The 13,804-nt window shown below is 38.8% G+C and carries 12 protein-coding genes; 7 read left to right on the top strand and 5 right to left on the bottom strand.

What is annotated here, in order from left to right:
- Positions 1-16: 16 nt before the first annotated feature.
- The 6 genes from EGS71_RS08725 (at position 17) to EGS71_RS08700 (ending at position 7,563) form a co-directional block, all read left to right on the top strand.
- Positions 17-400 (top strand): transposase, encoded by a 384-nt coding sequence (locus EGS71_RS08725; protein WP_001055589.1) that lies wholly within the window; start codon positions 17-19, stop codon positions 398-400.
- Positions 397-732: an IS66 family insertion sequence element accessory protein TnpB gene (tnpB, locus tag EGS71_RS08720; protein WP_000619347.1), complete on the top strand. Its 336-nt coding sequence runs from the start codon at positions 397-399 to the stop codon at positions 730-732. The genes EGS71_RS08725 and tnpB overlap by 4 nt, the downstream gene beginning before the upstream one ends.
- Positions 733-806: 74 nt before the next feature.
- Positions 807-2,390: an IS66-like element ISAba25 family transposase gene (locus tag EGS71_RS08715; RefSeq protein WP_001094424.1), complete on the top strand. Its 1,584-nt coding sequence runs from the start codon at positions 807-809 to the stop codon at positions 2,388-2,390.
- A gap of 40 nt (positions 2,391-2,430) precedes the next feature.
- Positions 2,431-4,038: a VCBS domain-containing protein gene (locus tag EGS71_RS08710; protein ID WP_407508092.1), complete on the top strand. Its 1,608-nt coding sequence runs from the start codon at positions 2,431-2,433 to the stop codon at positions 4,036-4,038.
- 148 nt (positions 4,039-4,186) lie between these two features.
- Entirely contained in the window at positions 4,187-5,842 is a 1,656-nt protein-coding gene (locus tag EGS71_RS08705) for a hypothetical protein (RefSeq protein ID WP_000259962.1), read from the top strand.
- Positions 5,839-7,563: a CapA family protein gene (locus EGS71_RS08700; protein WP_000222010.1), complete on the top strand. Its 1,725-nt coding sequence runs from the start codon at positions 5,839-5,841 to the stop codon at positions 7,561-7,563. Before EGS71_RS08705 ends, EGS71_RS08700 begins: the two co-directional genes overlap by 4 nt.
- Here EGS71_RS08700 and EGS71_RS08695 read toward each other — a convergent pair.
- A complete protein-coding gene (locus EGS71_RS08695; RefSeq protein WP_000722330.1) occupies positions 7,560-8,276 on the bottom strand; it encodes a hypothetical protein in 717 nt (238 codons plus the stop codon). The genes EGS71_RS08700 and EGS71_RS08695 overlap by 4 nt on opposite strands.
- A gap of 81 nt (positions 8,277-8,357) precedes the next feature.
- On the opposite strand from EGS71_RS08695, the gene EGS71_RS08690 reads away from it, so the two are divergent.
- Positions 8,358-8,687, top strand: a complete 330-nt coding sequence (locus tag EGS71_RS08690; protein ID WP_004736925.1) for an MGMT family protein — start codon at positions 8,358-8,360, stop codon at positions 8,685-8,687.
- Between the two features lie 53 nt (positions 8,688-8,740).
- Here EGS71_RS08690 and EGS71_RS08685 read toward each other — a convergent pair whose 3' ends face one another.
- From EGS71_RS08685 to carB, 4 genes are all read right to left on the bottom strand, one after another.
- On the bottom strand, positions 8,741-9,178 hold the full coding sequence (locus EGS71_RS08685) for a universal stress protein (protein WP_000966781.1): 438 nt from the start codon (positions 9,176-9,178) through the stop codon (positions 8,741-8,743).
- A 121-nt stretch (positions 9,179-9,299) separates the two neighbouring features.
- A complete protein-coding gene (locus tag EGS71_RS08680; RefSeq protein WP_000380747.1) occupies positions 9,300-9,932 on the bottom strand; it encodes a CatB-related O-acetyltransferase in 633 nt (210 codons plus the stop codon).
- Positions 9,933-10,010: 78 nt separating this feature from the next.
- Positions 10,011-10,487 carry a transcription elongation factor GreA gene (gene greA, locus EGS71_RS08675; RefSeq protein ID WP_001190204.1) on the bottom strand — a complete coding sequence of 159 codons (477 nt, stop codon included), beginning with the start codon at positions 10,485-10,487 and terminating at the stop codon, positions 10,011-10,013.
- A gap of 86 nt (positions 10,488-10,573) precedes the next feature.
- Entirely contained in the window at positions 10,574-13,804 is a 3,231-nt protein-coding gene (gene carB / locus EGS71_RS08670) for a carbamoyl-phosphate synthase large subunit (RefSeq protein WP_001126293.1), read from the bottom strand.

Raw genomic sequence — 13,804 nt, 5'->3', positions numbered from 1 at the left:
AGTGGGGACTTAATCCATGAACATGGATATATATTCAGCAACACCTCCTGTTGCTAAAAAACGCAGAACATACAGCAAAGAATTCAAACTCAGTATTGTCAATGCCTGTAAAAATCCTAATACCTCGATCGCTTCGGTCGCACTGCAACATAGTATTAATGCCAACCTTGTCAGTCGTTGGATCAGGATCTTCAGCCATCATGAGGGTGCCGTGCAGGATCCTACTCATGTGAATCCAGCATTTATTGCTTTGCCTTACACTGCTGCAATCAGCCAACCTATTGATGAGAGGATCACGTTGTGTATCACCGTGCCTCATACGAATAATGATATTCAGCTAAAATGGCAGACATCAGAAATACCTGCCTTGGCAGAATTACTCAAGGCACTGGCAACATGATCCGTATCAATGAAATTTGGCTCTCTACCCAGCCCATGGATATGCGAGCAGGAATGGATACTGTCATGGCTCAGGTGGTGAGAGCCTTTGGCTACATCAAACCGCATTGCGCCTACCTGTTCTGTAATAAACGTGGTCATCGTATGAAAGTGTTGGTACATGATGGACTGGGCATCTGGCTGTGTGCCCGGCGTTTGGAACAGGGTAAATTTCACTGGGCTCAAGTTCACCAAGGTGAAACCGTGGCCCTCAGCCCGGAACAGTTACAGGCATTAATCCAAGGTTTGCCCTGGCAGAGAATTGGATTGCAGCAAGTGGTGAATATGCTCTAAACCAAGCTCGACCATTCTGCCATCCTCCAAACGTTCTATTTCATTCTCTTCATGACCTCAGGCATACTGCGGTCATGAATACGCTGCCTGACTTAAGCCAACTGACCCATGAACAACTGCTGGAATTCACCAGACAGTTGGCGATGCAGCATCAGTCTCTAGCACAATCAAACCAACAATTGGATGCCAAAGTTCAACATCTTTCTATTCTCAATCAAAAATACGAGCATGAACTGGCGCTGTTTAAAAAGCACAAATTCGCCCAAAAGAATGAACACTTAACGGCAAAACAAATCCACCTATGGGATGAAGCGGTTGAAGAAGATATTGCTGCTGTTGATCTGGAATTAGAACGATTAAATGCAGATAAAACCGATGCAGCGACACAGAAAGCCAAAACCAATAAACCTAAACGTCGACCACTGCCAGATCATCTACACACCATCCGTATTGAGCATGAACCTGCATCAACCCAATGCACTTGTGGATGCCAACTCCGTCGTATCGGCGAAGATGTCAGTGAGAAACTGCATTTCAGACCGGCACAGTTCTATAAGGAACAGCATGTGCGTGGTAAATGGGTCTGTGATCAGTGTGACACTCTGACTCAGCAAGCGATGCCCGCCTATGTGATTGATAAAGGCATTGCTTCACCTGAATTGCTCAGCCATGTGCTGGTATCGAAGTATGCCGATCATTTGCCGCTGTACCGTCAACGTCTGATCTATCAGCGGGCGGGAATCGAACTTTCTAGATCAACTTTATCTGACTGGATAGGTCGCTGCGGTGTAGAACTGGAACCTCTGGCCAATGCCTTAAAAGAGGTGGTGCTGCAACAGCGGGTGCTGCATGCAGATGAAACACCGGTCACCATCATGCGGATGGGTGAGAATGAGAAAAAACCGAAGAAAGGTTATGTCTGGGCCTATGCCACCACACAGTACAATCCAGTTCAGGCGGTGATCTATGACTTTCAGGATAGTCGTTCAGGCCAGCATGCTGCAGAGTTCTTGAAAGGCTGGCAGGGCAATCTAGTCTGTGATGATTACAGTGGTTATAAAGCACGCTTTAAATCAGGCCAGGTCATAGAGGTCGGCTGCATGGCCCATGCACGTCGTAAATTCCATGAACTGCATGTGACCGGGAAAAGTCAGGTCGCTGAACAGGCATTGGTGCTGATTCAGAAACTGTATGCGATAGAAGCAGAACTCAGGAAAAAGACCGATGGTACAGCGGAAGACCGCCGCGAATACCGACAACAGCATAGTCAACCAGTGATGCAACAACTATATGAATGGCTCAACCAACATCATCTGACAGTGCCATCGAGTTCTCCCACCGCCAAGGCCATCAATTACACTCTGAAGCGTTGGCCAGCCTTAAGCCGCTATCTGGATGATGGCAATCTACCGATATGCAACAATTGGGTAGAGAATCAGATGCGTCCCTGGGCGTTGGGGCGCAAGAACTGGCTGTTTGCAGGTTCGCTGCGCAGTGGTCAGCGAGCGGCAAACATCATGACTTTAATCCAGTCAGCAAAGCTGAATGGGCTGGATCCGTATGCCTATTTAAGTGATGTGCTGAAAAGGTTACCGACACATAAAGTGACCCAGATTGAAGAGTTACTGCCGCACTGCTGGAAACCTAAATCGAATTAAAAAATAGGTATGGGATTCAGCGGACGCTTACGTAGCAACCATTAACAATACAGATCTTATTACTGGTAATGTTTTATCTAATGATACTGCTGCACCGATAGGTTTAGATTTGTCAATTGTTTCCATTAAAGAAACTACAGCAGGTGTAGATGAAACTGTAGTGTCTGGTACTCCTAAAGTCATTGAAGGGATGTATGGTACTTTAACTATAGATTCAACTGGTGCATATAGTTATCAAATGACGGCTAATGCAACTGCCTTAGGTAAGGTTGAAGCATTTACTTATACCGTACAAGATAATGATGGTCATTCAAAACAGGCAACTATTTATATTCGTTTGGACTCTAATTTAGTTACATTAGATTGGACGGGTAAAACAGGACTAGAAGAAGCTAATAAGTTAGTAACGCAACTGACCGCTGATAATAAGGCTTCCGCAGGTACAGTTACTACTTTATTCGATCAGGTATTAAATGGTTCTGGTGATTCTTCAAATAGTATTCAGGTAACTGGAAGTAACGGTGTATTACCTACTTCACCTCCTGAGACAGGTAGTACGGCAATACCAGATGATTCTGGGCGTTTTACCCTAGGTGCAGGGCAAACAGCATATATTTCTTTCACATCAATATTACCATCAAATGTGACTCAAGACTTTGGCTTCTTAGGAGGAGGAAACCAAACCAGTGCTTATAATGTGGTTATTGAATTAGAGAGAGATGGAGGAACACTAGCATTCGATACTCAATTGGCCACTTGGACATCAACCACCAGTGGTACGAAGTATTATTATAAAGTGACTAATACAGGAAATTCGTCGGCTAACTATGATCTAAATATTGGTTATGGTGATGGTTCAATAGCGTATAACTGGACGAATACTACTGGTAAGACATTTGGTATTAATAATATTCAATTAGATATTAAAGATACAACATATACAGCATCTTCTGTATCAGGTGACCTAATTTCTAATGATATATTATATTCAAGTGTCTTTAAAATTGGTGTTGCGGCTGGATCGACTACGCCTAGCAATTATTTGGATGCAAATTCAACACCAATAGTAGGAGCGTATGGAACTTTAACTGTTAATTTAGATGGAACCTATAGTTATCAAGCTAATGGTAAAATTGCTGACCTTGGTAAAGATGATGTCTTTACATATAAAATTGAGACATTGGATGGTACTGTAAACACACAAACTTTAACAATTAAAGTAGATGCTGATAATGTTCTGATTGGTACGCCAGATGCTGGTACAACAGGGAACGATATCGCTGTTAGTCAATCCGCAAATGAAGTCTTCACATTAGGTGATGGCGCTGATTTGTTAATTTACAATGTACTTAACGGTTCAAGCCCAACAGGTGGGAATGGAACTGATCAGTGGTTAGATTTTAATATGTCTGAAGGCGATAAAATCGATGTTTCATCTTTATTATCAGGCGCTACCACAGATAATATTAATAATTATCTTAGTGTGAGTATTAGTGGGAATCAGGTTACTTTATTGGTTGACCGAGATGGTAGTAGTGGGGGTATTTCAACTCCTACCGCATTGTTAACTTTAACTAATGAAGACCACGCAACAAATCCTATTACTAGTTTAGTAGATTTGTTAAATAATAATTCAATTATCTATTAATAGAGAATTGACTCATCAGAAAAAGAGAACTCTAGGGTTCTCTTTTTTTATTTTTAAACAATACGTTAACCTAGCTTTGAAAGAGTTCATGCTATGATGCATTGAGAATTTTATAGAACAACAAATAACGGATAGGGACTTAATTCGAGTGGTGGTATTTTTAGACTTCAAAAGACAGCTCAAGCTTTGGTTAGAACATATCGTTCACCATGTTTCAGACCTTCAAGAAGAAACTATTTTATTTATATCATTTGGCCCTAAAGATCATAGATGTAGCGTATGGCATAGTGAAAAAACAGTGCTTACACAAGCAACTCTACAATTATTTGATTTTATTGATGATCAGTTTTCGCCAGATCAACTTCCAGACTACATAAAAATTGATGTTGCGTACAATTTAGAAAAGCAAAGTTGGAACCAAATAGAGCAGCAGGTTCATCACCAATTTCACAATAATCATTACCGCAGAGGTATTGGATTTGATGATTCCTGTTCGGTAGCTTTTCTGGAGCAAGAAATATATGGAAAAGCCATTATTCGGGGCTTAAGTTATGACAAGCCGAACTTTTTTGATGAAATAAATCTGAACTATGCAATTAAACAAAAATATCGTGCAACAAAGCCGGAAATTAGACTTCAGTCACTACAAGAAGTGTGGACTTTCGATACCTATGCAACTTTTTATGAAAATGGACAATTTATTAATTTAGCGAGTCGCTACGATGCAAATGGCATTAGAGCCATTGCTAGCAATAAAAAACAGCACTTTAGAGACCTCATTGAAAAAAATGCAGCATTTTTACATAGCCAGATTCAAGAAAATGGCAAATTCATTTATGGATATTTTCCTGCTTATGATCGTGATATACGGAACTATAATACGGTACGTCACTGTACTTCGCTTTACGCGCTTTTAGAGACTTTTGAAGTACAAGATAAACCTGAATACTGGCCTAAAATTGTTGCAGCAATTCAATACGCACTTACTACTTTCTATAAAGAAAAAGACCCAATAACTGCGTTTATGATTGATGGTAAAGAAGGGGAGCTAGAAATTAAATTAGGTGCAAATGCCGCAGCTATTTTAATGTTAACGAAATATCAAGAAATCACAGGAAAAGATGATTATTTAAAATATGCAGAGAAACTTGCTCATGGTATTTTAGAATTAGTAGATCCGGATGGATTAACTACTCATGTATTAAATTATCCAAATTATGATTTAAAAGAAAAGTTCAGAATCATTTATTATGATGGAGAAGCAGCATTAGCTTTATTAAGGTTATATCAAATTAATCAGGATAAAAGATTATTAGACACAGTTAAGTTAATGTTTGAAAATTTTATTCATAAAAGATATGAAAAATATCATGATCATTGGTTAAGTTATTGTACCAATGAGCTTACAAAAATGTGTCCTGAAGAAAAATATTTTATTTTTGGTTTAAATAACTATTTAAAACATTTTATTTTTATTCGAAATAGAAAAACAACATATGCCACTTTATTAGAAATGCTAATGGCAGCCTATAAAATGGTAAATCGTTTAAAAGAGCAAGGCCATAATGCACTTTTTGAACAAGCATATATGTCTGAGTTAAAAAAACTCATTACGTTTCGAGCCGAATTTCAAACCACAGGTTTTTTCTATCCGGAAATAGCCATGTATATGGCTCGACCAGATAAAATATTGCATGCTTTTTATGTACGGCATGACCGCTTTAGAGTAAGAATTGATGATCAGGAACACAACCTTTCTGGTTATATTGCCTACGTAAAAGATTTCGAAGGAGGGGAGATATGACTTACCCTCTATTTGAACTTAAGCTGCTAGCTGCTCTTGATCATGCTCAATTTGAAGAGGAAATTTGGGCATTTGAAATTGATGGAGACATTTCTACATTATTACTGATTGACTATGCATTAGAACAATTTCATCAAAAAAAAGTTCAAGCTGATGAAGTCTATCGGGTTCCTGAACAAAAAATTAAGAAAATTGGTAAACAAAATTTAGGTCTAGAAAAAAATGAATCATATACATTTGCCGAGCACTTACAATTCTTAATTTTTACTCAGGCAAATGATGTTAAAGATGCCTTAAGCAATATGCTGTTGGGTTCTGTTGAGCAAACACAATTGATCTTGTCTAAAAGAGCAGAAGATTACCAGTTAGCTTTAAGAGCACCTAATCAATTAAAAAATCTATTTTTGTTGGTAAAACACATTTATAGCTATCCAGCCGAGCTGAAAAAACTTTTCTTTATTAGAACACTTTCTTTTAAAAATAAAGTATATCAACCGATTACGCCTTTGCTTGCTCATCCGGTACTCACTTCGGTTTTATATATCTCACATACCTTTAGACAGATTTATATCACTTATTCCGAACATAACCGGAGCATTGGTTTTTTCTCTTTTCTGGATGATATTCACCGTCTGGAGCATTTGGTTCCTTACTATCATTATTTTCAAGAAGGGTATGTGGAGGCAAAAAAATATTCTTCTCAAACAGGCATTATCAATATTCTTGGAGATACCTATTTTGGTGAAATGTATACTGAAAAGCGTAAGTCTAGAGGGCAAACAGATGCCTTACAGCAATATGGATATCATTATTCATTTGAAAAAATACAGCCCTTTTTAGGTAAAAATGACATCAACATCGCTAATTTTGAAGCAGTATTTTCTTTAGAAAATCAATCGCCGTTAAAAGATAAAAAGCCATTTGTTTTAAAAGCAGATGCTAAAAAAACATTAGAAGAATTTAAGCGCATTCATCTAAATTATTTGGTTTTGGCAAATAACCATTTGAAAGATTACGGTGAGCAAGGATTAGCCTATACATTACAACAGTTGGATCAGGCGAGTATTTCTTATATTGGCGCTGGACTGAACCAGAAAGATGCTCACAATTACTTTGAAATCACTTTTGAGACTAAGCACTATGCGATTTTTAATGGTTATTGGCATAGAGACACAGCCTATCTGGATTATGACTTTTATGCGTTAGGATCAAGAAGTGGAGTAGCTTGCTTAAATGGCGTTTTACTTGAACAAATAATGCGTTATAAGCAGGCTCATCCAGAACGCAAAATTATTGTTATTTGTCATTGGGGTGTCGACTTTAAGCCTATTACAAAAGACCAAACTAAACTCGCGACTATTCTTACTCAAGCAGGAGCTGATCTGATCGTTGGTCATGGTGCTCATACTATTCAACCAATCCAGATCATCAATCAAAAGCCTGTTGTTTTTAATATAGGCAATGCAGTCTTTAATAGTGACGGTGAATATGAACAGCAAAATGCTTTGCCATTTGGCTGTATAGCTAGACTTGATTTGGCAAAAGATATCATTCGCCTTTACCCCATGTACACCAATAATTTACAAACATTTTGGCAGCCTTATCCTGTAGATGCGGAAGATTTCTCAAAGGCCAATGCTTACATGACATCTTTACTGACCCCTGAGAATTACATGGCATCCCAAGATAAATTAGGGAGATATCTTGAAGTTAAATTTTAAGGATATTGGTTGTAAGTCGATAAAATGGTTTGCAGTTGTACTGGAGTAAACCCTAAATTTCTTAAGCCACCACTACCTAATTTACATTCGGCACTTGTCATAATATTGGTTGGAGTACGTTTTGTAGCCTTCGGTGCACAAACATGTTTTAGACCAAATACATGCCCCATCTCATGCACACTACCAGCCTGAATATTATAATTTAGACGGTTCCAATCTAATAAAATAAAAGGTTTGCCATTATTACGAAATGCTCTACTTGTAACATCTTTAAATTTCCATTTTGTTGAGTAGGCATCATAAATAAAAACAATGACTTCTTTACTTGCAGTACGCTTAGGAAAACATGTATTTACACTGGCAGGAATCGTTTCAGTAGAAATGGGATAAGGCTGGTTAATTTGTTGTTTTAAATCACAATGTAACTTTGAGAACTCTTTGTAAGGGATATAACGGTTTAATTTGAAATTAAATATTTTCTTTCCTTGGTCATCTAAATAATATTTATTAAGGATGCTGATTTCTTTACGCATCTGCGTAAAGTTATCAAATTGTGCAGCAGAAGGATTGTTTGTTGTAAAAACGAAAGTTACAGGGACTACAGGTCTATTATTACCAGGCTCCTCTAATAAGTCTGGCTTTTGCAGAGGGGGACGAGTAGTACAAGAAACACACAGTAAAGTTCCACTGATCAACAGCAATATTTTTTTCATGCGATTTTCCCTTGAGCTCATCTTAGAGTAGGTTTAATTTTATTCAAAAATTTTTATATGATATGAATAATGTCAACGTTTATGGATTCCATTTTGACAACTCAGTATGAACTACATCGACAAATTTTAGAAGTCATCGCTTTGATTCCATATGGAAAAGTTGCAACTTATGGCCAAGTTGCTTGTATGGCAGGTTTACCTAAACATGCCAGATTAGTTGGGTATGTGCTTAAACATCTTGAGGCAGATCATCAGGTCCCTTGGTATCGTGTTATTAATTCGCAAGGTAAAATTAGCCTAAGTAAGTTTAATGAAAAGGGCGAAAATATTCAGCAGTTAAAGCTTGAAGCAGAGGGAATCTATTTATTAAATGGCAAAGTAAACTTAAAGGAATTTGCTTGGCAGCCTTAAAAGTATTTTAATAATTGCTGCCTTGCTCCATAAGCTAGACAGGCTTTTTAGTTTTAACGAACTATTAAAACCGGGATATGACTTTCACCTAAAACCTTTTGCGCAACACTTCCTAATACAAGTTTTCGTACACCCGTGCGGCCATGAGAACCCATCACGATCAGATCAGCATTAAGCTCTTGTGCAGCTTGAATAATTTCTTCGTGAACAACAAAACCTTCAAGTAATTTGGTTTCTACACTAAGACCTTCTTGCAAAAATTGTTGCTTGGCTTGCTCTAAAATATCTAGCAAATATGTTCTAGTACGCTCAATCAATTCATTGGTTTGCCCCGTCTTAACGTAAAGGTCAGCAATAATCGGGTCAAGTGCCATAACTTGTACAACCGTAATTTTACTGTTTAATGCTTTCCCAATTTTGATTGCTTCCTTCATAGCAACCATAGAAGTTTCAGAACCGTCAATTGGTACAAGAATATGTTGATATAACATGAGTTTATTCCTTATTGTAATGATGGTTATTTATTCAATACTTTATACTTCTTTTCTTACGATTTAAATTCGAGCACGTAATCATTTGTGTTTTTAAGCAAGAAATTCTTGCAAATATATTTTATTCGCTCTGTAATTTTTTAAGATGTGCTGTTAATGCATCTATATCATCCGTTTGTAAATATTCCCGCATTTTTAAAACTTGTTTTTCATCTAAATCATAAATTTTTAAAGCAAGTAGTTTTTCTATTTGCTCTTGAGGAAAACGGTATTTAATAATTTTTGCAGGTACGCCACCAACAATTGTATAAGGGGGGACATCTTTAGTGACCACAGCTCCAGTTGCAACAACAGCACCTTCACCGATTTTTACACCTTGCATGATCATTGCACGACTTCCAATCCAGCAGCCATCTGCAATTATAGTGTCACCAGCGGCTAAAAAACTTCGGGTGTCAAAGGGAAATGTCGATATCCAGTCTGGCCGATGAAGTTGGTTGCCACCCATCATAATCACGCATTCAGCGCCAAAACAAACAAAATTACCAATATAGAGCTGATCAATTGGCTTGTCTGGAGTAGAAGGCTTGTCATGTAGATATCGCACTACACAACGTTCAAAACCTTGATCCCAATATGCCGAGTAGTAAGAGTAATTCCCTTTAATATGGATATTTGGATTTTTCACAGTTTTGGAAATAAACTCAAATTCACACCAATGGCGGACTGGTGTGTTAATTAGAGGAGTATCCATAATTTATTATCCAAAGAAAAATGAGCCAAAACATATTAAATAAAAACCCCTCATGAAGAGGGGTTCAAGTGTATTACCTTAGAGATATTCTACACTTACAACTTCGTATTCCACTTCGCCTTGAGGGGTGGTAATTTTTACTTCATCACCTTCATTTTTACCCAAAAGGCCACGTGCAATTGGCGAATTTACTGAAATTTTATTGATTTTAAAATCAGCTTCGTCATCACCAACAATCTTATAAGTCTTGCGTTCTTCAGTATCAAGGTTTTCAATCGTTACCGTAACACCGAATACAACACGACCGTTTTGTTCTAAGTCTTTAACATCGATGACTTGTGCAGCACCCAATTTTCCTTCGATATCTTGGATACGGCCTTCGCAGAAACCTTGCTGTTCACGAGCAGCATGATATTCTGCATTTTCTTTTAAGTCCCCATGTTCACGTGCTTCAGCAATCGCTTGAGTAATACGTGGACGTTCAACAGTTTTCAGATGTTGTAATTCTTTCTCTAAGGCGATTTTACCTTCAGGGGTCATTGGATAACGTTGCATTTCGGTCCCTCTTAAGTTGAGAAAACACAGTTAAAAAAATGAAAAAATCCCGCCACCGATAAGGTGGCGGGACTTATCGGAAAAAATTAACCTACAGTTAAATCTTGCAAGCGGTATACATCCATTGGCAATTTCACAGCAAAGGCTTGGCAAACCGCTTCTGCGCCATTGATAGTCGTTGTGTAATACACTTTGCCTTGTAGGGCAGCACGACGAATCATTGCAGAGTCATATTGAGCTTGTTTGCCTTCAGTAGTATTGACAATAAGGTGTATTTCACCATTTTTCAAGCGGTCAACAATATGTGGACGGCCTTCAGTTACTTTATTTACAGATTCACATTCTAAACCTGCTTCTTTAAGTACCTGATATGTTCCACCTGTTGCTACAAGTTTGAAGCCATATTCAACTAATTTCTTAGCAATATCAGCGATGTATTTCTTGTCTGACTCACGAACAGATAAGAAAGCATGCTTTACTTCACCTTCAGTTGGCAAGCCTGGTAAGCGGTCATTTGAGCCTAAAACAGCCTTATAGAATGCTTCACCAAAGGTTTGACCAACACCCATTACTTCACCTGTAGATTTCATCTCAGGACCAAGCATTGGGTCTACGCCAGGGAATTTTGCAAATGGGAATACCGCTTCTTTTACTGCGAAACGATTTGGAATAATTTCTTTAGTAAAACCTTGAGACTCAAGTGATTGACCCGCCATACAACGAGCAGCTACTTTTGCTAAAGATTCACCAATACATTTCGATACGAATGGAACAGTACGTGATGCACGTGGGTTTACTTCCAGAACGTAAATATCGTTGCCTTTCACTGCGAACTGAACGTTCATTAAACCAACTACACCAAGTTCTTTTGCCATCGCAATTGTTTGACGACGCATCTCATCCTGAATCTCTTTAGAAAGAGAGTAAGGAGGGATAGAACATGCAGAGTCACCTGAGTGAATACCTGCTTGTTCGATGTGTTGCATAATACCGCCAATCACGACATCTTTACCGTCAGATACGCAGTCAACATCAACTTCAGTTGCATCATCAAGGAAATGGTCAAGAAGAACAGGTGCTTCATTAGAAGCCTGTACTGCTTCACGAAGATAACGTTTAAGCTCATCTTCGTTATAGACGATTTCCATTGCACGGCCACCTAATACATAAGATGGGCGAACAACTAATGGATAGCCAACTTTCGCAGCTTCAGAGATACCTTCTTCAGCAGATTTTACAATGCTGTTGTTTGGTTGACGAAGCTGTAAACGTTGAATCATTTGTTGGAAACGTTCACGGTCTTCTGCACGGTCAATTGCATCTGGAGATGTACCGATAATTGGAGTACCAGCTTCTTCTAAAGCACGTGCCAATTTCAGTGGAGTCTGACCACCGTATTGTACGATTACGCCTTTAGGCTTCTCTGTACGTACGATTTCAAGAACGTCTTCAAGTGTTACAGGTTCGAAGTATAGACGATCAGATGTGTCATAGTCGGTAGAAACAGTTTCAGGGTTACAGTTTACCATGATTGTTTCATAACCGTCTTCACGCATTGCTAAAGCAGCGTGTACACAGCAGTAGTCAAATTCGATACCTTGACCAATACGGTTTGGACCACCACCAATAACCATGATCTTGTCACGATTTGATGGGTTAGCTTCACACTCTTCATCGTAAGTGGAGTACATATATGCTGTACCAGATTCAAACTCGGCAGCACATGTATCAACACGTTTGTAAACAGGGTAAACACCCAAGTTCCAACGTTGCTTACGGAATTGCTTTTGAGAAATACCCATGAGGTTCGCAATACGAAGGTCAGATAAACCTTTACGTTTGAACGAACGGATATTTTCAGCAGTGAGATCACCAAAACCTAAAGTTTTTACTTGAGCTTCTGTGTTGACAATATCTTGAATTTGGATCAAGAACCAACGGTCAATTTTAGTTGCTTCAAATACATCATCTAAAGAGAAGCCGTGACGGAATGCATCTGCTACGTACCAAATACGTTCAGGTCCCGGAACTTTAAGCTCTTTTAGAATAGTTTCTTTTACATTTGTTGCACCAGCTTCGATTTTCTCATCGAAACCGCTTACGCCAACTTCAAGACCACGTAATGCTTTTTGTACAGATTCCTGGAAGTTACGACCAATAGCCATGACTTCACCAACAGATTTCATCTGAGTGGTTAATACAGGTTCTGCTTGTGGGAATTTCTCGAAGTTAAAACGAGGAATCTTTGTTACAACGTAGTCAATTGATGGTTCAAAGCTTGCAGGAGTTACGCCACCAGTGATGTCATTTTTCAATTCATCAAGGGTGTAACCAACAGCAAGTTTGGCTGCGATTTTTGCAATTGGGAAGCCAGTTGCTTTAGACGCAAGCGCAGAAGAACGAGATACACGTGGGTTCATCTCGATCACAACCATACGGCCGTCTTTCGGGTTAATACCGAACTGAACGTTAGAACCACCTGTCTCAACACCAATTTCACGAAGAACTGCAACTGAAGCATTACGCATCAATTGATATTCTTTGTCAGTTAAGGTTTGAGCCGGTGCTACAGTGATTGAGTCACCTGTGTGAACGCCCATTGGGTCGAAGTTTTCGATCGCACATACGATAATACAGTTGTCGTTTTTGTCACGAACAACTTCCATTTCGTATTCTTTCCAGCCAATTAAAGATTCGTCGATCAATAATTGGTGAGTAGGAGAGAGGTCGAAACCACGTTCACAAATCTCAAGGAATTCTTCGCGGTTATATGCAATACCACCGCCTGAACCACCCATAGTGAATGACGGACGGATAATTACTGGGAAACCAAAACGAGATTGAATTTCCAATGCTTCTTCCATTGTTTCAGCAATGGCAGCTTTTGGGCATTCCAAGCCGATTTTGCGCATTGCCTCATCAAACAATTTACGGTCTTCAGCTTTTTCAATTGCTTCTTTAGTTGCACCAATAAGTTCTACGCCGTATTTTTCTAATACACCATTTTCATCAAGTGCAAGTGCGCAGTTAAGTGCAGTTTGTCCACCCATAGTAGGGAGAACTGCATCTGGGCGCTCTTTTTCAATGATTTGAGCAACAGTTTGCCAAGTAATTGGCTCAATATAAGTTGCATCAGCCATTGAAGGGTCAGTCATAATGGTTGCTGGGTTAGAGTTAACCAAAATAACACGATAGCCTTCTTCACGAAGTGCTTTACATGCTTGAGCACCAGAATAGTCAAACTCACAAGCTTGACCAATGACAATTGGACCAGCACCAATAATTAAGATGCTTTTAATATCCGTACGTTTAGGCAT

Origin of the sequence: Acinetobacter sp. FDAARGOS_559 (assembly GCF_003940475.1) — a bacterium.
GTDB lineage: Bacteria > Pseudomonadota > Gammaproteobacteria > Pseudomonadales > Moraxellaceae > Acinetobacter > Acinetobacter baumannii.
Note: the sequence above shows the minus strand (reverse complement) of the source record. Positions and strands in the feature narration are given on the sequence as shown.

Excerpts from the sequence above, each read along its gene's own strand:
- EGS71_RS08700 (WP_000222010.1), top strand. The coding sequence starts at position 5,839 with ATGACTTACCCTCTATTTGAACTTAAGCTGCTAGCTGCTCTTGATCAT.
- EGS71_RS08685 (WP_000966781.1), bottom strand. The coding sequence starts at position 9,178 with ATGTTATATCAACATATTCTTGTACCAATTGACGGTTCTGAAACTTCT.
- tnpB (WP_000619347.1), top strand. The coding sequence starts at position 397 with ATGATCCGTATCAATGAAATTTGGCTCTCTACCCAGCCCATGGATATG.
- EGS71_RS08725 (WP_001055589.1), top strand. The coding sequence starts at position 17 with ATGAACATGGATATATATTCAGCAACACCTCCTGTTGCTAAAAAACGC.
- EGS71_RS08680 (WP_000380747.1), bottom strand. The coding sequence starts at position 9,932 with ATGGATACTCCTCTAATTAACACACCAGTCCGCCATTGGTGTGAATTT.
- EGS71_RS08715 (WP_001094424.1), top strand. The coding sequence starts at position 807 with ATGAATACGCTGCCTGACTTAAGCCAACTGACCCATGAACAACTGCTG.
- EGS71_RS08695 (WP_000722330.1), bottom strand. The coding sequence starts at position 8,276 with ATGAAAAAAATATTGCTGTTGATCAGTGGAACTTTACTGTGTGTTTCT.
- greA (WP_001190204.1), bottom strand. The coding sequence starts at position 10,487 with ATGCAACGTTATCCAATGACCCCTGAAGGTAAAATCGCCTTAGAGAAA.
- carB (WP_001126293.1), bottom strand. The coding sequence starts at position 13,804 with ATGCCTAAACGTACGGATATTAAAAGCATCTTAATTATTGGTGCTGGT.
- EGS71_RS08690 (WP_004736925.1), top strand. The coding sequence starts at position 8,358 with ATGGATTCCATTTTGACAACTCAGTATGAACTACATCGACAAATTTTA.